This is a genomic window from Curtobacterium sp. 260, from assembly GCF_030803485.1.
Taxonomy (GTDB): Bacteria; Actinomycetota; Actinomycetes; order Actinomycetales; family Microbacteriaceae; genus Curtobacterium.
The window spans coordinates 25,871-44,083 of sequence record NZ_JAURUY010000008.1 but is presented as its reverse complement, the minus strand read 5'-3'; the positions used below and the strand labels follow the sequence as shown (position 1 = coordinate 44,083).

16 protein-coding genes are annotated in these 18,213 nt (G+C 72.1%); 11 read left to right on the top strand and 5 right to left on the bottom strand.

What is annotated here, in order from left to right; all coding sequences use genetic code 11:
- Nucleotides 1-177 precede the first annotated feature (177 nt).
- From tatA to J2X59_RS10775, 8 genes are all read left to right on the top strand, one after another.
- Nucleotides 178-468, top strand: coding sequence for a twin-arginine translocase TatA/TatE family subunit (tatA, locus tag J2X59_RS10810; protein ID WP_396137163.1), 291 nt, complete (start codon nt 178-180; stop codon nt 466-468).
- 632 nt (nt 469-1,100) lie between these two features.
- On the top strand, nt 1,101-2,495 hold the full coding sequence (locus J2X59_RS10805) for an MFS transporter (protein ID WP_326496668.1): 1,395 nt from the start codon (nt 1,101-1,103) through the stop codon (nt 2,493-2,495).
- A gap of 53 nt (nt 2,496-2,548) precedes the next feature.
- Nucleotides 2,549-4,717, top strand: a complete 2,169-nt coding sequence (locus J2X59_RS10800; protein WP_326496667.1) for an ATP-dependent Clp protease ATP-binding subunit — start codon at nt 2,549-2,551, stop codon at nt 4,715-4,717.
- A gap of 90 nt (nt 4,718-4,807) precedes the next feature.
- The gene (locus J2X59_RS10795; RefSeq protein ID WP_066652001.1) at nt 4,808-5,362 is read left to right on the top strand and encodes a DUF2231 domain-containing protein; all 555 of its coding nucleotides are present in this window, start codon (nt 4,808-4,810) and stop codon (nt 5,360-5,362) included.
- 149 nt (nt 5,363-5,511) lie between these two features.
- The gene (locus J2X59_RS10790; RefSeq protein WP_326496666.1) at nt 5,512-6,300 is read left to right on the top strand and encodes a DeoR/GlpR family DNA-binding transcription regulator; all 789 of its coding nucleotides are present in this window, start codon (nt 5,512-5,514) and stop codon (nt 6,298-6,300) included.
- The gene (locus tag J2X59_RS10785; RefSeq protein ID WP_326496665.1) at nt 6,297-7,322 is read left to right on the top strand and encodes a 1-phosphofructokinase family hexose kinase; all 1,026 of its coding nucleotides are present in this window, start codon (nt 6,297-6,299) and stop codon (nt 7,320-7,322) included. Before J2X59_RS10790 ends, J2X59_RS10785 begins: the two co-directional genes overlap by 4 nt.
- 82 nt (nt 7,323-7,404) lie before the next feature.
- A complete protein-coding gene (locus J2X59_RS10780) occupies nt 7,405-9,534 on the top strand; it encodes a PTS fructose transporter subunit IIABC (protein ID WP_326496664.1) in 2,130 nt (709 codons plus the stop codon).
- Between the two features lie 329 nt (nt 9,535-9,863).
- Entirely contained in the window at nt 9,864-10,637 is a 774-nt protein-coding gene (locus J2X59_RS10775; protein WP_209684115.1) for a DedA family protein, read from the top strand.
- 4 nt (nt 10,638-10,641) lie between these two features.
- Here the strand turns inward: J2X59_RS10775 and J2X59_RS10770 are convergent, their stop codons facing one another.
- On the bottom strand, nt 10,642-10,845 hold the full coding sequence (locus J2X59_RS10770) for a DUF2945 domain-containing protein (protein WP_058729617.1): 204 nt from the start codon (nt 10,843-10,845) through the stop codon (nt 10,642-10,644).
- Nucleotides 10,846-11,045: 200 nt separating this feature from the next.
- Here J2X59_RS10770 and J2X59_RS10765 point away from each other — a divergent pair, with 200 nt between their 5' ends.
- The gene (locus tag J2X59_RS10765; RefSeq protein ID WP_066652012.1) at nt 11,046-12,098 is read left to right on the top strand and encodes a serine/threonine-protein kinase; all 1,053 of its coding nucleotides are present in this window, start codon (nt 11,046-11,048) and stop codon (nt 12,096-12,098) included.
- 64 nt (nt 12,099-12,162) lie between these two features.
- Complete coding sequence (locus J2X59_RS10760) at nt 12,163-12,786, top strand: phosphoribosylanthranilate isomerase (RefSeq protein WP_326496663.1); 624 nt, start codon at nt 12,163-12,165, stop codon at nt 12,784-12,786.
- Between the two features lie 91 nt (nt 12,787-12,877).
- On the opposite strand, the gene J2X59_RS10755 is transcribed toward J2X59_RS10760, so the two are convergent.
- Both J2X59_RS10755 and J2X59_RS10750 read right to left on the bottom strand, forming a co-directional pair.
- Nucleotides 12,878-13,636, bottom strand: a complete 759-nt coding sequence (locus J2X59_RS10755; RefSeq protein ID WP_326496662.1) for an HAD-IIB family hydrolase — start codon at nt 13,634-13,636, stop codon at nt 12,878-12,880.
- A gap of 70 nt (nt 13,637-13,706) precedes the next feature.
- Nucleotides 13,707-14,300 carry a nitroreductase family protein gene (locus tag J2X59_RS10750; RefSeq protein WP_066652018.1) on the bottom strand — a complete coding sequence of 198 codons (594 nt, stop codon included), beginning with the start codon at nt 14,298-14,300 and terminating at the stop codon, nt 13,707-13,709.
- A gap of 126 nt (nt 14,301-14,426) precedes the next feature.
- Here J2X59_RS10750 and J2X59_RS10745 point away from each other — a divergent pair, with 126 nt between their 5' ends.
- Nucleotides 14,427-15,350 carry an AEC family transporter gene (locus tag J2X59_RS10745; RefSeq protein WP_326496661.1) on the top strand — a complete coding sequence of 308 codons (924 nt, stop codon included), beginning with the start codon at nt 14,427-14,429 and terminating at the stop codon, nt 15,348-15,350.
- A gap of 369 nt (nt 15,351-15,719) precedes the next feature.
- Here the strand turns inward: J2X59_RS10745 and J2X59_RS10740 are convergent, their stop codons facing one another.
- Entirely contained in the window at nt 15,720-16,556 is an 837-nt protein-coding gene (locus tag J2X59_RS10740; RefSeq protein ID WP_066652020.1) for an exodeoxyribonuclease III, read from the bottom strand.
- Between the two features lie 250 nt (nt 16,557-16,806).
- Nucleotides 16,807-18,165 (bottom strand): M23 family metallopeptidase, encoded by a 1,359-nt coding sequence (locus tag J2X59_RS10735; RefSeq protein ID WP_251154127.1) that lies wholly within the window; start codon nt 18,163-18,165, stop codon nt 16,807-16,809.
- Between the last annotated feature and the right edge of the window lie 48 nt (nt 18,166-18,213).

Genomic DNA, 18,213 nt, shown 5'->3' with positions numbered 1-18,213 from the left:
GCAGCGGCCTCCCGGGGGTGCCGCCATGTCGTCCGTCGCAGCCTGTGCGAACGGTGTCCGTTCCGGCTCCCGCCTGGGCTTCCGGTCGGGTGCGGGTTACGATGATCGGACGACGGACTTCCGCCCTCCCGGTCGACGATGACCGGACGGGCGTCGCCAGACCCAGAACAAGGAGACATGATGCTCGGAAACCTGACGGGGATCCACCTGCTGATCATCCTCGGGATCATCATCCTGCTGTTCGGTGCGACCAAGCTCCCGGCGCTCGCCAAGGGCCTGGGCCAGTCGATCAACATCTTCAAGAAGGAGATGGGCGACGACAAGAAGAAGAACGACGACGGCACCGTGAACACGGCGACGACCGGTCCGACCGTGCAGAACACGGCGCAGCCGACCGCGCAGCCCGTCGTCAACCCCGGCCCCTCGGTGCAGCCCGACGTGCACTCGACCGCCGAGCCCAAGAACTAGGACACCCAGCCCCGTCCTGTCGGCAGCCCCCGCGACCACTCTGGTCGCGGGGGCTTCGGCGTTCGGGCGCCGTCCTGCTCCGGGCCCGGTCCTGCTCGACGTCAGGACGTCGTCGTCGGTGGATCGTCGAGTGCTCGGCGAGACGGCCGACAGCGCTCAGCGGGAGCAGGACCGTCGGGGCGTACCGACCGTGGAGTCCGAGCGCAGCCAGCACCGCGAGAGCGACGCCGAGGGCTCCGACGAGCTCGAAGGTCGACCCGGCGTGCTGGGTGACGTCGAGCAGGAGTGCCCACTCGATCCGCGGGAAGGGCGGGTTCTGGGCGACGATGCCGGGGGCGCCCTCAGGGACGGCGGGCGCCACCGGCGCGGGGCCGCTGCCACTGTCCCCACCTCCGCCGACGGGGATCATCGTCCCGACCAGCTCGCCGGGTCCGACCAGTCGAAGAGCGTGTCCGCCGCTCCGACGTGGGTGGCGAACAAACCGAGGACGGCGAGCCCGCGTGCTGCGTCGAGACCGGTGAGGCGTGGTCGATGGGGTGCAGGGACACGGTGCATGCGGACGATGCTCGCGAAGGCGCTGTTTCGCCGGTGCAACCGGTCGCCGCCCGACCCCGACGAGGATGATGGGGCGCATGACCACTCCGGCCGCAACGGCCCCGCTCCGCGACGACCGCCGGGTGGTCCTCGTGGTCGCGATCCTCGCGTCCTTCGTCGTCGGGCTCGACTCGAGCGTCGTCAACGTCGCCCTGCCCGCGATCCGCCGGGAGCTCGGTGGTGGTCTCGTCGTGCAGCAGTGGACCGTCGACGCCTACCTCGTCACGCTCGGCTCGTTGATCCTGGTCGCCGGCTCCCTCTCGGACCTGTTCGGCCGGGTCCGGATCATCCGGTGGGGCCTGGTCGTCTTCGGTGTCGCCTCGGTGGTGTGCGCGATCGCGCCGACGGGCGAGGTCCTGGTCGTCGCCCGGGCGTTCCAGGGCGTCGGCGGGGCGCTCGTGACCCCGAGCGCCCTGGCGCTCATCGTCGCGGCGTTCCGGGGCGCCGCGCAGGCGAAGGCCATCGGGTCGTGGACGGCCTGGTCGAGCGCCGCGTCCATCCTCGGACCGGTCGTCGGCGGGCTGATCGTCGACGGCATCGGCTGGCGCTGGATCTTCGTGGTGACGGCCGTGCCGATCGCGGTGACGATCCCCCTGGTCCGGCGGATCTCCGGCGACGTGGTCACCGGTGACCGTCCGCGGGTGGACGCCGTCGGCGCGGTGCTCGCCGTGGTCGGGGTCGGCGGTGTCGTCCTCGGCCTGATCGAGCAGGAGCGCCTCGGGTGGGGCGCGCCGGTCGTCGTCGCCGCGCTCGTGCTCGGCGCGGCGTCCCTCGTGGCGTTCGTGCCGTGGGAGCTCCGCGTGACCCGGACCGCCGGCTCGCCCCTGGTGCCGCTGGAGCTGTTCCGCGCGCGCAACTTCACAGTCGGCAACCTCGCGACGCTCTCGATCTACGGGGCGCTCGGGATGGTGTTCTTCGTCGTGACCCTGTTCCTGCAGGAGGTCTGGGACTTCCCCGCCTGGGTCGCCGGACTCGCGACGTTGCCGCCGACGCTGATGCTCCTGGCGCTGTCCACCACGGTCGGTTCGTTCTCCGGCCGGTACGGTCCACGGTGGTTCATGGCTGCCGGGCCGGCCGTGGCCGCGGTCGGCGCGCTGCTGATGCTGCTCGCCGGCGACGACCCGGCGGGCTACTGGTGGTCGGTGCTGCCCGGGCTCGTGCTGATCGGCGCGGGGATCGCGACCATGGTGACGCCGCTGACGAGTGCCGTCCTCGGGTCGGTGCCGCAGGCGGAGGCCGGCGCCGGATCCGCCGTGAACAACGCGGTCGCCCGCATCGCCGGGCTGGTGACGGTGGCCCTGGCGGGCGTCGTCCTGGGCGGCGGGGTGAGCGTCGACGGGCTGCACCGCGCGATGGTCGTGATGGCGCTGCTGCTCGCCGCCGGCGCCGTCGTCAGCGCGGTCGGGATCCGGAATGCACCGCTGCGCTCGTAAGTTGAGTGCAGTAGACTCAAGTACACCACCACCGCACGGAAAGGACGGACCGCATGGCGAACCTCCAGGGCGCCCCCGACTCGCAGGAACGGCAGAAGACCGCCCTCGAGCAGTACGGCGTCGACCTCACCGCGATCGCGCGGAGCGGCAAGCTCGACCCGGTGATCGGCCGTGACGCCGAGATCCGCCGAGTCTCCCAGGTGCTGACGCGGCGGACCAAGAACAACCCCGTGCTCATCGGTGAGCCCGGTGTCGGCAAGACCGCCGTGGTCGAGGGGCTCGCGCAGCGCATCGTCGCCGGCGACGTCGCCGACTCGCTGAAGGACAAGCGGCTCGTGTCGCTCGACATGTCCGCGCTCATCGCCGGCGCGAAGTACCGCGGCGAGTTCGAGGAGCGGCTCAAGGCCGTCCTCAAGGAGATCGACGACTCCGACGGTCAGGTCATCACGTTCATCGACGAGCTGCACACCCTCATGGGGGCCGGCGGCGGTGAGGGGTCCGTCGCGGCGTCGAACATGCTCAAGCCGATGCTCGCCCGCGGTGAGCTGCGGCTGATCGGCGCGACGACGCTCGACGAGTACCGCGAGTACATCGAGAAGGATGCTGCGCTCGAGCGCCGCTTCCAGCAGGTGTTCGTCGGGGAGCCGAGCGTCGAGGACACCGTGGCGATCCTCCGCGGACTCAAGGAGCGGTACGAGGCGCACCACAAGGTGACGATCAACGACTCCGCCCTGGTCGCCGCTGCGAGCCTGTCGAACCGCTACATCTCCGGTCGACAGCTCCCCGACAAGGCGATCGACCTCATCGACGAGGCCGCCAGCCGACTGCGCATGGAGATCGACTCGAGTCCGGTCGAGATCGACGAGCTCAAGCGCAGCGTGGACCGTCTGCGCGTCGAGGAGTTCGCGCTGAAGCAGGAGAAGGACGACGCGTCGAAGGCGCGGCTGGCGACCCTGCGCGCGGAGCTCGCCGGGCGCCAGGAGCGGCTCGACGAGCTCGAGCAGCGGTGGCAGGCCGAGCGGGCGAGCCTCAACCGCATCGGTGAGCTCAAGCAGCAGCTCGACGAGCTGAACATGCGCAGCCAGCGCGCGCAGCGGGAGGCGCAGTACGAGACGGTGTCGCGCATCGAGTACGGCGAGAAGCCCCGGATCGAGGCCGAGCTCGCAGCGGCCGAGCAGGCCGAGAGCGCCGACCGCATGGTGAACGACAGCGTCACGGACGAGGACATCGCCGCCGTGATCGCGCAGTGGACGGGCATCCCGATGGGGCGCCTGCTGCAGGGTGAGACCGAGAAGCTCCTGCACCTGGAGACCGAGCTCGGCCGTCGGATCATCGGGCAGCGCGCCGCGGTGTCCACCGTGTCCGAGGCGGTGCGTCGCACCCGCGCCGGCATCTCCGACCCGGACCGCCCGACGGGCTCGTTCCTGTTCCTCGGCCCTACCGGCGTCGGCAAGACCGAGCTCGCCAAGGCGCTCGCCGAGTTCCTGTTCGACGACGAGAAGGCCCTCGTCCGCATCGACATGAGCGAGTACGGCGAGAAGCACTCGGTCGCGCGGCTCATCGGTGCCCCGCCCGGGTACGTCGGGTACGAGGCCGGCGGGCAGCTCACCGAGACCGTCCGTCGCCGCCCGTACTCGGTGGTGCTGCTCGACGAGGTCGAGAAGGCGCACCCCGAGGTGTTCGACGTCCTGCTCCAGGTGCTCGACGACGGACGCCTGACCGACGGGCAGGGGCGCACGGTCGACTTCCGGAACACGATCATGGTCCTGACGTCGAACCTCGGATCGCAGTTCATGACCGACCTGACGCTCACGGACGAGCAACGGGACGAGGCCGTGCGTGAGCTCGTGCAGCAGGCGTTCCGGCCCGAGTTCGTCAACCGTCTCGACGACATCGTCGTGTTCCAGGCGCTCACCACCGACGACCTCGGCCAGATCGTGTCGCTGTACGTCGATCGTCTGGCTCGTCGTCTGTCGGACCGCCGACTCGAACTGGCCGTGACGCCGGCGGCGCGCAGCTGGCTCGCCGACCGCGGCTACGACCCCGTCTACGGGGCGAGGCCGCTCCGCCGCCTCATGCAGCGGCAGATCGACGACCGGTTGGCGCGGGCGATCCTGTCCGGGGACGTCCGCGACGGGGAGACCGTCCGCGTGGACGTCGCCGCGGACGGCGACGAGCTGACGGTCGAGCCGTTCGAGCTCGCGGAGATCGTCGAGGAGTAGGTCGCGTCCGCCCCGCGGCAGGGTGCGGCCGGGAGGCCCGGTGCCGGTTCCTGGAACCGGCACCGGGCCCGGCGGCCTAGCGTCCAGGGCATGCCAGAGCTGCCGATCATCCGTCGCCTCACCGACTCCATCGAGCACGCCAGCGTGCTCGACAAGGCCGTCGACCTCGACACGCGCGTCGTCCGCGCGGTCGCGAAGCCGAAGGCCCTGCGGCAGCTGCTGCACGGCGTGCCGTTCGGACACCCCCTGCACCCGCTGATGGTGCAGGTGCCACTCGGCGCCTGGATCTCGGCAGCCGTCCTCGACCTGATCGGCGGGAAGGGCAACGCGCGCGCGGCGCAGACGCTGACCGGGGTCGGGATCGCATCGGCGGGCAGTGCCTCGATCGCCGGCTACGTCGACTGGGCGGAGCTCTCGCTCGAGCAGCGCCGGACCGGGTGGGTGCACCAGGCGGTGAACTGGGTCGGCATCACGTTCTTCGGCCTGTCGTGGTGGCAGCGACGGAAGGGCAACACCGCGGCGGGCAAGGCGCTCGGCGTCGTCGGGCTCACCGTCGTGAGCGTCGGCGGGTACCTCGGCGGACACCTGTCCTACCGGCAGCGTGCCGGGGTGGGGTCGAGCGACCGGGTCCCCTTCGACGACTGACGCTCCACTCGGCCTCCACAGGAACGCCCGATCTGCACCGGCAGGTCGGGCGTTCCTTCGTTCGTGTTGGTTCTGCCACGAAACAGTTGCGTTCGTGTTGCTTTCGGACGTACAGTTCCTCGAACCAACGAGAACGAAGGAGTTCCGGCATGTACGCAACCGAGCGGCAGGACGCCATCGCCGCCGCGCTGCAGTCGGCCGGGCGGGTGTCCGTCGCCGACCTCGCCGAGCACTTCGACGTCACGACCGAGACCGTGCGCCGCGACCTCGACGCCCTCGAGACCGCCGGTCTCCTGCGCCGCGTGCACGGGGGAGCGGTCCCCGCCGGACGCTCCAGTGTGGTCGAGCTCTCCGTCGCCGAGCGCGAGGGGCAGCACGGCACCGCGAAGACGGCGATCGCCCGCGCCGCGATGCGCCTGGTGCCGTCGTCGTTCACCGGGTCCATCGCCCTCGACGCCGGCACCACCTGCGCCGCCGTCGCCGCCGAGCTGGTCCGCTGGGAGCCCGCGACCCCCGGAGCCACCCTGACCGTCGTCACGAACTCGGTCCCGATCGCCGCCACCCTGCAGCACAGCGAGCACGTCGAGTTGCACCTGCTCGGCGGGCGGGTGCGCGGGCTGACGAGCGCCGCCGTCGGCACGGCCACCGTCGAGCAGATCGCGGCGCTCCGCCCCGACGTCGCGTTCGTCGGCACGAACGGCCTGTCCGCCGGCTTCGGGCTGAGCACGCCCGACGAGTACGAGGCCGGGGTCAAGGGCGCCTACGTCCTCGCGGCCCGACGGAGCGTCGTCCTCGCCGACGCCGCCAAGCACGGCGTCGAGGCGCTCATGCGCTTCGCCCGGCTCGACGAGGTCGACACCCTCGTCACCGACCAGGAGCCCCCGGCGGACCTCGCCGGTGCGCTCGCCGACGCCGACGTGGAGGTCGTGGTCGCATGAACCAGCAGGAGCACACCGTGCACCCCAGCACCCGGATCGTCACCGTGACGCCGAACCCGTCCCTCGACCGCACGATCGAGCTGGGCGGCGAGCTGCAGCGCGGCGCCGTGCAGCGGGCCGTCCGGACCACGGCCGAGCCGGGCGGCAAGGGCGTCAACGTCTCCCGGGTCGTCGTCGCCAGCGGCGGGGACACCCTCGCGGTCCTGCCCGGCGACGAGCTCGACCCCGTCCTGCTCGGCCTGGCGACCCGGGGCATCCCGACCGCCGCGCTGCCGATCGGTGCCCCGCTCCGCTCGAACGTCACCGTCACCGAGCCGACCGGCACGACGACGAAGCTCAACGAGCCCGGGCCCTCGCTCGCGGGTCGTCTCGAGGACCTCGCCGCGCTCGTCGCCGACGCCGCCGGACCGACCCCGACCGGGCCGTCCGCCCGCTGGGTGGTGTTCGCCGGGTCCCTGCCGCCGGGCCTGCCCGACGACGCGCTCGCCGTGCTCGTCCGTGCCGTGCGCGAGCGCCACGGCAACGACGTCCGGGTCGCGGTCGACTCGTCGGGCATCCCGTTCACCGCGCTGCTGCAGTCGGGGGAGCGGATCGACCTGGTCAAGCCGAACGCGGAGGAACTCGCCGAGGTCGTCGGCGGCGACCCCGAGGTCTACGAGCAGGACCTCGAGGCAGCCGTCGCCGCCGCCCACCGGCTGCGCGAGAAGCACGTCGACACCGTGCTGCTCACACTCGGCAGCGCCGGCGCCGTCCTCGTCTCCGGCGAGGGCAGCCACGTCGCCGCCGCACCCCGCATCGTCGCCCGCTCGACGGTCGGTGCCGGTGACTCGTCCCTCGCGGGCTACCTGCTCGCCGAGGTCGCCGGAGCCTCGGCGTCCGAGCGCCTCGCCCAGGCCGTCGCCACGGGGGCCGCTGCCGCGGCACTGCCCGGGAGCGACGTGCCCGCCCTCGACCACACCGACCCCGGCAGCGTGACGGTCCGGACCCTGCACACGACGCAGGTCCCGGCGCCGATCGCCTGACCGATCCCGCAGCACCACCCCGCAGCACCACCCCGAACCAGCACTGCCCGCGCCCCCGGCGCCACTGCAAAGGAGCAACCCCATGTCCGCAGACACGACGCAGCGCCTCATCAGCGCCGAGCTCGTCGGCCTCGACGAGGACCTCGGCGCGACGTCGTCCGACGTCATCCGCGTGCTCGCCGACCGCGTCGCCGCGACCGGCCGTGCGGCCGACGGCGCCACCCTGGCCGAGGACGCCATCAAGCGCGAGGCGAGCGTCGGCACCGGTGTGCCCGGCGGCATTGCGATCCCGCACGCCCGGTCGGCCTCGGTGTCGAGCCCGACGCTGGCGTTCTCGCGGCTCGCCCGGAAGGTGCCGTTCGGAGCGCCGGACGGCGACGCCGACGTCGTCTTCATGATCGCCGTGCCCGAGGGTGCCGACAAGGACCACCTCACGGTCCTGTCGACCCTCGCCCGGGCACTCATCCGCGAGGACTTCACCGCCGCGCTCCGCACCGCCTCGACCCCGCAGGAGGTCGTCGACCTGGTGCAGCGCGAAGTGGGCGGCGAGGTCGCCGCAGCCGGTGTCGGGAACGGGAGCAGTGCCTCCCGTCCGACCACGTCGCAGCCCGCGCAGGCCGCAGAAGCCGGCGGCGCGACCGGCGGCGCCGCCGGTGCACGCAAGGTCATCGTCGGCGTCACCGCGTGCCCGACCGGCATCGCGCACACCTACATGGCCGCCGACGCCCTCGTCGCCGCCGCGGAGCGCGCCGGAGCCGAGATGCACGTCGAGACGCAGGGCTCCTCGCAGGTCGAGCCGCTCGACCCCGCGCTCATCGCCCGCGCCGACGCTGTCGTGTTCGCGGTCGACGTGGACGTCCGTGACCGCAGCCGGTTCGCCGGCAAGCCGCTCGTGTCCGGGCCGGTCAAGCGTGGCGTCGACGAGCCCGACGCGATGGTCGCCGAGGCGATCCGCGCCGCCGACGACCCGAACGCCGCGCGCGTCCAGGGCGGTGCCGCCACCGCGACCGAGTCGAACAAGGCCGACGAGCACTTCGGGCAGGCGCTCAAGCGCTGGCTGCTCACCGGTGTGAGCTACATGATCCCGTTCGTCGCGGGCGGCGGTCTCCTCATCGCCCTCGGCTTCCTGCTCTCCGGCTACGCCATCGCGCTCCCGCACGGCGACTCCGGCCAGAACAACGCCGTCTACACGCTGACGAACTACACGCTCCTCAACCTGCCGCCGGAGGGCCTCGGATACTACCTCGGTGCAGCGGCCTTCCAGATCGGCGGGGTGTCCCTCGGGTTCCTCGTCGCCGCCCTGGCCGGGTACATCGCCTACGCCATCGCCGACCGCCCGGGCATCGCGCCGGGCTTCGTCGCCGGGTCGATCGCCGTGTTCATGAACGCCGGCTTCCTCGGCGGGCTCGTCGGTGGTCTCATCGCCGGTGCCGCCGCGTACTGGATCGGCCGCATCCCGACCTGGCGCTGGCTCCGTGGCCTCATGCCGGTCGTGATCATCCCGCTCTTCGCGTCGATCATCGCCTCGGGCCTCATGCTCCTCGTGCTCGGCGGGCCGATCGCGTGGCTCATGACGCAGCTGACCGGGTTCCTCAACTCGCTCTCCGGTGCCTCGGCGATCCTGCTCGGCATCATCCTCGGCCTGATGATGGCGTTCGACCTCGGCGGCCCGGTCAACAAGGTGGCCTACGCGTTCGCCGTCGCCGGCCTCGGTGCGGGCACCGCCACGAACGTGGTGCCGTTCGAGATCATGGCGGCCGTGATGGCCGCGGGCATGGTCCCGCCGCTGGCCCTGGCGCTCGCCTCGACCGTGCTGTACCGCAAGGGCTTCACCAAGCCGGAGCGCGAGAACGGCAAGGCGGCGTGGCTGCTCGGTGCGTCCTTCATCTCCGAGGGGGCGATCCCGTTCGCGGCGGCCGACCCGCTGCGCGTCATCCCCGCCTCGATGATCGGTGCCGCGGTCACGGGTGCGATCTCGATGGGTGCCGGCGTCACGTCGCGCGCTCCGCACGGTGGCATCTTCGTCTTCTTCGCCATCGGCGACGTCCTGATGTTCATCGTCGCGATCCTGGCGGGCACGGTCGTCTCCGCGCTGGTCCTGGTCGGGCTGAAGAAGTGGGTGCGCAAGTCGCCCGCCGCCGAGGCAGCGTCGGCCGAGCAGGCAGCAGTGGCCGGCGAGACGGTCGGGCAGCGCGCGCCGGCCGCCGTGTAGCGGTCGTCACCACACGACGGACGGGAGGCCCGTGGCGGATCCGCCACGGGCCTCCCGTCCGTCGTCGTGCGGCTCGCACCGCGGGGTCGTGCCGAGTCGCGTCGCCGGGCCGCGAGACGCCGGCGTCTCCGCGAGACGCCGGCCTGCTGCCGAGACGCCGCCGGATGTGGAGGCGTCTCGGCGATGACGAGGCGTCTCGGTCCGACGCCGGCGTCTCGGGAGCGGCACCGATGACGGCCGGACGGGGGCATGTCCGCGAGACGGCGGCGTCCGGCGCGTGCGCGGGCGGCGCACCGTGATCTGTCAGGGCACTCAGGGAGACTCGGGGCATGACGACCGCCCTCACGCTGCCGCCGACCCTGCCCGTGACGACCACCGCCGCGGGCTCCCGGCCGGAGGGCACCGAGGACCTCGGTGGGCTGTCGGGCTTCGTGCTCCAGCTCATCGACGCACTGGGGGAGTGGGGCGTCGCGCTGATGCTCTTCGTCGAGACGGTGTTCCCGCCGATCCCGTCCGAGGTGATCCTGCCCCTCGCGGGGTTCCTGGCGGGTGCCGGGCAGATGAACCTCGTCCTCGTCCTGGTGCTGGCGACGCTCGGGTCGTACCTCGGTGCACTCGTGCTCTACTGGCTCGGCGCGGTGATCGGGTTCGAACGGACCGTCCGGCTGCTGGGACGACTGCCGCTCGTCGACGAGGACGACTTCCGCAAGGCCGCCGACTGGTTCCACCGGCACGGCAAGAGCGCGGTCTTCTTCGGCCGCTTCGTGCCGATCGTCCGCAGCCTGATCTCGCTGCCCGCCGGCGCCGACCGGATGCACCTCGTGCCGTTCTCGGTCTTCACGATCATCGCCAGCGGCATCTGGAACAGCGCGCTCGTGCTGCTCGGTGCCGCGTTCGGCACGCAGTACGACAAGGTCGAGCAGTACACCGAGTGGATCGACCGCGTGCTCTACGTGGCGATCGCGGTCGTCGTCGTGACGTTCGTGGTCCGGCGCATCCGCCGCGTCCGTGCCGAGCGGGCCGAGCAGCGTGCGGCGGCGCAGGACGGCGCGACGACCGGAGCCGCCCGCGGACGCCGCCGTGCGACGCCCGCGAACGACTGACCGGTCACTTCTTCGTGAGGGCCGACTCCTTGTGGGCGGCCTTGTTGCCGGACTTCTCCGACTCGATGATCCAGTACGGGTCGTCGTCCGTCGGCTTGAAGTCCTGACCGTCGAACGTGAAGTCCTTCGTCTTCTTCTCGACGAGCTTGCCGGTCGTCTTGCCCTGCGAGGTGTTCCAGTGCACCTCGTCGCCCTTCGACAGCGCCACGATGTCCTCCTTGCGTAGTGGGTGTGGTTCCGTGACTCCGGACCGTACCCCCGCAGATCCGCGGATCCACGGGCATCTGTCCCCCATCACGATGTCGTAACGCCCCTGCGGGATCGAGGTGGGACGCGTACCGTTGACGGCGAGTCAGTTCGCGGCGTGTGCCGCGGTCCCCGATGGCTCCAGACGGAACGACGTGCACCATGACCCTGGTCGACAGCGCACGAGCCGACACGGTCCTCTCCGGCCGCTACCGGCTCGTCAAGCTCATCGGTACCGGCGGCATGGGCTCCGTGTACGAGGCCCGCGACGAGCACACCTACCGGCTCGTCGCCGTGAAGCTGTTCGCGACACCGGACTCGATGACCACGGCCGACCGCGTCCGTCAGGAACGCGAGATCCGCCTGCTCAGCATGCTCTCGCACCCGGGCCTCGTCCCGCTCTACGACGCCGGGACCCACGAGTTCGAGGACGGTCCGCACCGCTTCATCGTGATGGAGCTCATCGCCGACACGACGCTGCTCCGTCGGCTCGCGGGCGGTGCGCTGCACAACTACGAGGTCGCCGACCTCGGCGCACAGCTCGCCGACGCCCTGGCCTACGTGCACTCGCGCGGCATCGTGCACCGTGACGTCAAGCCGGCGAACATCCTCATCAACGACGAGGGCGCATCCGGCTTCGTCCGCTCGGTCAAGCTCACCGATTTCGGCGTCGCCCACTTCGTCGACGGCTCCCGCCTGACGAACGACGGCACGATCATCGGTACGGCCGCGTACCTCAGCCCGGAACAGGTGGCCGGTGAGCCGATCGGCTTCGCGACCGACGTGTACTCGCTCGGCCTGGTGCTGCTCGAGTCGCTGACCGGCAAGCAGGAGTACTCCGGCACCCTCATCGAGGCTGCCCTCGCGCGGCTCCGGAACGACCCGCAGGTCCCCGCGGAGGTCGGTGTCGAGTGGAAGGACCTGCTCGCCAAGATGACGCACCGCGACCCGGCGAAGCGCCCGACGGCAGTGGCCGTCGCGAACGCGTTGCGCGGCGGGTCGACGCAGATCACCGGTCCCGTGCCGCTCGGGCCGGACCGCACGAAGCACAAGCGTGACCACAAGCTGCACCGCGCGGCGCACAAGCACGCGAAGCGCGGGACCTTCACGGCGGTGCGCCGCTGGCGTCGCCGGAACGTGCTCGTCGGCTCGTTCGCCACGTTCGGTGTGCTCGCCGCGTGTGCGGCAGCGTACGTCGCGGGCACGCTGCACTGAGCGGGTTCGTCCACAGCGCAGATCGAGGGCATCGTCCGACGGTCCGCCCTGGCAGGATGGGACCATGACCGACCAGCGCTGGATCAAGATCTGCGGCCTGTCGACGCCCGAGACCGTGGACGCCGCTGTGGACGCCGGTGCGGACGCGGTCGGGTTCGTGTTCGCCGCCGGCAGCCCCCGCACCGTGACGGCCGACCTGGCCAAGGAGCTCGTCGAGCGGGTGCCCGACGGCATCGACGCCGTCGGGGTCTTCCGAGACCAGCCGATCGACGAGGTCGTGGGCATCGCCTCCGAGGTGGGGCTCACCACCCTGCAGCTGCACGGCCGCGAGTCGGCCAGCGACTTCGCCCGTGCCCGCGACGCGGGCTTCTTCACCATCCGCGCGGTGTCCGCCGACGACTACCTGCGCGAGACCGCCGAGCAGCGCGCGGCGTTCGACCACGACCTGCTGCTGCTCGACGCCGCGGTGCCCGGCAGCGGCACGCTGGTCGACCCGGCGACGCTCGCCGATCGGGTGGACGAGGCCTGGATCCTCGCGGGCGGTCTGACGCCCGCGAACGTCGTCGCCGCCGTGCAGGCGCTCGACCCGGACGGCGTCGACGTCTCGAGCGGCGTCGAGTCGGAGCGCGGCGTCAAGGACGCCGCGAAGATCCGCTCCTTCGTCGAGGCGGCCCGCAGCATCCCCTGACGCCGGGCGACGTCGCGCCTGACGCCACCACGGGACGGACGGGAGGCCCGGTGCCAGCTGGCACCGGGCCTCCCGTCCGTCCGTGTGCGCGTCAGCGCAGGGTGGGGATCAGGTCCGTGAGGAACGCGTCGGTGTCCTCCCAGCCCTCCACCGCGTGGCAGGGCACGCCGAGGGCCTTCACCGGGTAGTCGTTGCCCTCGGGGTCGAGGCGGTCGCCGACGAACAGCATGTCGTCGAGGTCGATGCCCGTGAGCTCGGCGAGGCGGCGCATCCCGTAGGCCTTGTCGATGCCCTTCCGGGTGATGTCGACGCTGGTCGAGCCGCCCGAGCGGACCTCGAGGTCGGGGAGCTCGGCCTGCACGAGTCGGCGCAGGTGGTCCTTCTTCTCGCCGGTCGGGTCCCAGCGCTTCTTGACGTCCACCGGGGCGGACTGGCCGAGCGCCGAGAACGTGATCTGCGACCCGCGGTCCTCGAGGATCTCGCCCCAGGTCTCCGACTCCCAGTAGCCGGCGGCCTTCGCCTGCGACTCGACCGCCGCGAGGGCACGGGCCTTCTCGTCGTCCGTCAGGTCCTCGGCGTACTGCAGGGCCCAGTCCGACCCGGACCAGCGGTAGTACGCCGTGCCGCACGTCGGGAGCAGGTGCAGGTCGTCGAGCACGAGGCCCTCGCGCTCGCGGAGCGGGTGCACGAGCTGCTGCTCGAACTGCTGGAAGTTGCCGCCCGAGATCACCGCGACGGGCACGGTGGCGAGCAGCGCGGCGAACGTCTCGAGCATGCGCGGGTCGAGCGGGGACTTCGACGGCGCGAGGGTGTCGTCGAGGTCGAAGGCGACGAGGCGGGGCGTGGTCATGACACCGATTCTGTCAGGCCCGGTGGGCAGCGGGGTCCCGGCCGTCGTCGTGCGCTGCTGCGCGTCGTCCCTACTCCTTGACGAGGACGACCTCGTCGAGGGGTAGGCGGGTGCGCGGAGCGACCTCGCGCTCGGCGGCCTTCTCGTCGAGCTGCGACGGGTCTGCCACGGTGCCGATCGCGGTCACGGTGTAGGGGAGGAAGCGCTCGGGCAGGTCGAAGGCGGCGCGGAGGCCCTCGGCGTCGATGCCGGCCATCTGGTGCACGTGGAGGCCCTCGGCGTGCGCCTGCACGGTCAGCGCGGTGAGGGACTGGCCGAGGTCGTACTGTGCGAAGGGGCGCTCGTCGCCGTCCTCGGTCGTGGTCTCGAGGATGCCGACCACCAGGGCGCTGGCGCGGAAGGCCCACGCGGCGTTGAAGCCGAGCAGGTTGTCGTTGATCTTCGCGAACGTGTCCGTGCCGCGGCGGCCGGCGACGAAGCGGCGCGGCTGGTGGTTCATCGCGGACGCGGCCCAGCGAGCGGCCTCGAGGACGGCGTCGAGCTGGGCGTCGGTCATCGTCGCGGTGTCGTCGTAGGAGCGCGGGCTCCAGCGCTCCTCGAGCAGCGGCACGAGGGGCTGGCTGGAGTCGGTCGAACGGGAGAGCGTGTCGGGCGTCGAGGTCATGGTGCCTGCAACCGTATTCGATGCGTACGCATTTCCCGGCTGAGTGACGTCACATGTAGGCCGGTCGGCCGCACGTGTTGCCGTGCTGGTCGCCGTCCGTGCCGTCGGGCTGCGAGGATGGGTGCGATGGGTGGCGTGTTGACGGGGTTCGCGATCATCGGCGCGATCATCGCCGCCGGCTACGTGGTCGGGCGCGTCCGCCTGCTCGATCCGCACGCGCAGTTCGTGATGAGCCGCCTGGCGTTCTTCGTGCTCATGCCGTGCCTGCTCTTCCACACCATCGCCACGGCGCACATCGAGTCCTTGCTCTCCCCGATGCTCTGGGTGTCGCTGGTCAGTGCCGTCACGGTCGGGCTCGTCGCCGTCGCGGTGTTCCGCCTGGTGCTCCGGCGGTCCGTCGCCACGACCACGGTCGGGGCCCTGGCGTCCGGCTACGTGAACGCGAACAACATCGGTCTGCCGGTCGCGGTGTACGTCCTCGGCCAGGCCACCGCGGTCGTCCCGGTCATCCTGCTGCAGCTCGTCGTGCTGGCCCCGCTCGCCCTGACGGTCCTCGACGCGGCGACGGCGGGCGGTGGCGGCTGGCGGTCCCGGGTCGTCGGACCCTTCCGGAACCCGATCATCATCGCCTCGCTCGTCGGGCTCGTGTGCTCCGCGCTCCGCCTCGAGCTGCCGGCGCCCGTGCTCGAACCGTTCTCGTTGGTCGGTGCTGCTGCGGTGCCCGTGGTGCTGCTGTCGTTCGGCATGAGCCTGCACGGCGCGACCCCGCTGCGTGACCGTTCCACACGACCGGACGTGCTCGTGGCCTCGGCGCTCAAGCTGCTCGTCATGCCGGCGGTGGCGTACGTCGTCGCCCGGTTCGTCTTCGGGCTCGACGACCAGGACGTCTTCGTCCTCACCACCCTGGGGGCGCTGCCGGCGGCCCAGAACGTGTTCAACTACGCTCAGCGCTACCAGGCGGCCGTCCCGGTGGCGCGCGACGTGGTGCTCGTCTCGACGATCGGCGCCGTCCCGGTCCTGGTCGTCATCGCCGCGCTCCTGCACCCGTAGTGCGCGGGCGCACCGCCCGGGCCTGCCGGTGCCTGCCGGTGCCCTGCCGGTGCATGCCGGTGCCTGCCGGTGCATGCCGGTGCCCGCCGGTGCTGACCGGGCCATTCCTGTCACGGTCAGCGGGTTCGGCCGACCGATCGAGCCCGGTCGGTGACCACCGCGCGGCACGTCGTGCACGCTCGCTGTGGTCCGAGCGGGCACAGGGTGGCCTCGAGCGCGCTCGGAGACGACAGGGACGGGCGCGCTCGGAGACGACAGGGACGGGCGCGCTCGGGGACGTCAGCGGCGGGCGCGCTCGGGGACGTCAGCGGCGGGCGCGCTCCGCGACCGCGGGCGCGGCGCCGGCTGTCGGCCGGGACCGGGCCGGCGTCAGAAGATCATCGGACGATCGTCGTCGAGCGAGGTCTCCAGGTCGAGGTCGACCGACACCGGGACGTGGTCGCTCGGGGCGTCACCCTTGCGCTCGTCGCGGTGGATCGTGGCGCCGACGGTGACGTCCGCGAACGCCTGCGACCCGAGCACGAAGTCGATGCGCATGCCCTCGTTGCGGGGGAAGCGGAGCGACTTGTAGTCCCAGTAGGTGTAGCCCTCTGGCACGAGGGGGCGGACGACGTCCTGCAGCCCGCGGGTCTCGAACTCGCGGAACGCCGCACGCTCCGGCTCGCTGACGTGCGTGGCGCCCTCGAACACCCGGAGGTCCCAGACGTCCTGGTCGAGCGGCGCGACGTTCCAGTCGCCCATCAGCGCGAGCGGGGTGTCCGGTTCGGCGTCGAGCCACTCGGTCGTGCGGTCGGCCAGCTGTGCGAGCCAGTCGAGCTTGTACGTGTAGTGCGGGTCACCGAGCTCCCGGCCGTTCGGGACGTAGAGGCTCCACAGCCGGACACCGTCGACGGTGACGCCCATCGCCCGTGCCTCGACCGGCAGGTCCGGCCCCTCGTGGCCCTTGAGGAAGCCGGGCTGACCGGGGAAGTCGCGGGTGACGTCCTCCATCGGCAGGCGACTGGCGAACGCGACGCCGTTCCACTGGTTCAGCCCGTGCGCCTCGACCTGGTAGCCGGCCGCCTCGAACGCCTCGACCGGGAACTGCTCCGGCTTGCACTTGATCTCCTGCATGCCGAGGACGTCGACGTCCTCGCGCACCAGCCAGTCGACGATCCGGCCCACTCGGGTGCGGACGGAGTTCACGTTCCAGGTCGCCACGCGCATGGGATCGAACCTACCGGTGACGGCTGGCACGCCGCTCGCGCCGGACCAGGAGCTGACACCCGGCGCGTCCGGCCCGACGCCGCTGGCCCGACGATTCTGGCCGGGTGTGCGACATCGCACCCGTCGATCGACAGGTGCGATGTCGGAGTCGCGGCGTGACGCGCGCCGCCCGCCGTGCAGCGCCGGCGTGACGCGCGCCGCCCGCCGTGCAGCGCCGGCGTGACGAGCGCCGCCCGCCGTGCGCTCCGGACTAGAGGCGGACGCCCCGCGCCGCCATGAACGGAGCCGGGTCGATCGTGGCGCCGTTGATGTGGACCTCGTAGTGCAGGTGGCAGCCGGTCGAGTTGCCCGTCGAGCCGACCAGGGCGATGAGCTGCCCCGCCGAGACCCGCTGGCCGGGGGAGACCCGGAAGCCACCGTTCACGATGTGGCCGTACGCGGTCGAGACACCGCCGCCGTGGTTGATGCGGACGTAGTTGCCGTACCCGCCGTACCAGCCGACGTACTCGACCGTGCCGGACGAGGCCGCGACGATCGCCGTCGAGCAGCCGCTCGTCAGGTCGAGTCCGTCGTGCTTCGTGACGCGACCGGTGATCGGGTGCACGCGGTACCCGTACGGGCTGATGACGTAGCCACCGCCGGGGCGCACCCAGCCGGTGCCGGAGCCGGAACCGACCCCGCCGCCCCCGCCGCCACCGCCGGCAGCCGGAGCGGGCGCACCACCGCCGCCACCGCCACCGCGGTTCGCTGCCGCCGCCTGTGCGTCGGCCAGCCGCTGGGCTTCGCGCTGCCGTGCGGCCTCGGCCTCCTGCCGGGCCTTCTCCTCAGCCGCCTTGCGGACCTTCTCACCCTCGGCGAACTCGGCCTCGGTGCGCACACGCCCCGAGGTCAGGGTCGCGAGCTGGGCGTCGAGCCGCGCCTTGTTCTCCTGCTGCTCGTCGTACGCGGCCTGGACCTTGTCGGCGGCTGCCTGGGCCGCCTGCATCTTGCGCTCGGCCTCGGCCGCGAGCTCGTCGAGCGCCTTCGACGCGCGGTCGGCCTGCGCGGTCAGCGACCGGGCGACCGAGGCGTCGGCGCTCGCCGCTGCCTCGACCCGCTCGGCCTGCTCCGACAGCTTGCTCAGGGCGCCGAGGTCGTACAGCAGGTCGCGGGCGTCCTCGCCCTCGGCCAGGACCGACGCCGTCACGTCGGCGCCACCGTGCCGCGCCATCTGCGCCGCGAACTGCCCCGCCTGCGACGCGCTGCGCTCGGCGATCTCGGCGTGCTCGTCGGCCTCGGCACGGAGCTTCTGCTCGGTGGCCGCGGCTTCCTGCGCTTCGCTCTGCGCGTCGAAGAAGTCGTCACCGAGGCGCTTCGCCTCGGCCTCGGCTTCCTGCACCTGGTCCGACAGCCCGGAGATGACCCCGCGGATCTTCGTGATCTGCTCCTGCTTCGCGGACTCCTGCCCCCGGGCCGCCATGACCTCGTCCCACGAGGGGTACTTCGCGGCGCTCGCGCTCGGCGCGTCGACGAGCACCGTCGCGAGCAGGCCGGCGAGGGCCAGGCCGGTGGCGGCGATGCGGAGACGGAGGGCGGGGCGCGGGACGCGGTGGCTTGTGGGACGAGTCACGGGGTCGAGCCTATACATCCGTACAGCCGGCGCGACACGCCGCCGCGC

Bases quoted from the DNA above. Each gene is read 5' to 3' on its own strand.
- J2X59_RS10760 (WP_326496663.1), top strand. From the start codon at position 12,163: ATGACCGACCAGCGCTGGATCAAGATCTGCGGCCTGTCGACGCCCGAG.
- tatA (WP_396137163.1), top strand. From the start codon at position 178: ATGATGCTCGGAAACCTGACGGGGATCCACCTGCTGATCATCCTCGGG.
- J2X59_RS10755 (WP_326496662.1), bottom strand. From the start codon at position 13,636: ATGACCACGCCCCGCCTCGTCGCCTTCGACCTCGACGACACCCTCGCG.
- J2X59_RS10790 (WP_326496666.1), top strand. From the start codon at position 5,512: ATGTACGCAACCGAGCGGCAGGACGCCATCGCCGCCGCGCTGCAGTCG.
- J2X59_RS10750 (WP_066652018.1), bottom strand. From the start codon at position 14,300: ATGACCTCGACGCCCGACACGCTCTCCCGTTCGACCGACTCCAGCCAG.
- J2X59_RS10795 (WP_066652001.1), top strand. From the start codon at position 4,808: ATGCCAGAGCTGCCGATCATCCGTCGCCTCACCGACTCCATCGAGCAC.
- J2X59_RS10775 (WP_209684115.1), top strand. From the start codon at position 9,864: ATGACGACCGCCCTCACGCTGCCGCCGACCCTGCCCGTGACGACCACC.
- J2X59_RS10785 (WP_326496665.1), top strand. From the start codon at position 6,297: ATGAACCAGCAGGAGCACACCGTGCACCCCAGCACCCGGATCGTCACC.
- J2X59_RS10780 (WP_326496664.1), top strand. From the start codon at position 7,405: ATGTCCGCAGACACGACGCAGCGCCTCATCAGCGCCGAGCTCGTCGGC.
- J2X59_RS10745 (WP_326496661.1), top strand. From the start codon at position 14,427: ATGGGTGGCGTGTTGACGGGGTTCGCGATCATCGGCGCGATCATCGCC.
- J2X59_RS10800 (WP_326496667.1), top strand. From the start codon at position 2,549: ATGGCGAACCTCCAGGGCGCCCCCGACTCGCAGGAACGGCAGAAGACC.
- J2X59_RS10740 (WP_066652020.1), bottom strand. From the start codon at position 16,556: ATGCGCGTGGCGACCTGGAACGTGAACTCCGTCCGCACCCGAGTGGGC.
- J2X59_RS10765 (WP_066652012.1), top strand. From the start codon at position 11,046: ATGACCCTGGTCGACAGCGCACGAGCCGACACGGTCCTCTCCGGCCGC.
- J2X59_RS10805 (WP_326496668.1), top strand. From the start codon at position 1,101: ATGACCACTCCGGCCGCAACGGCCCCGCTCCGCGACGACCGCCGGGTG.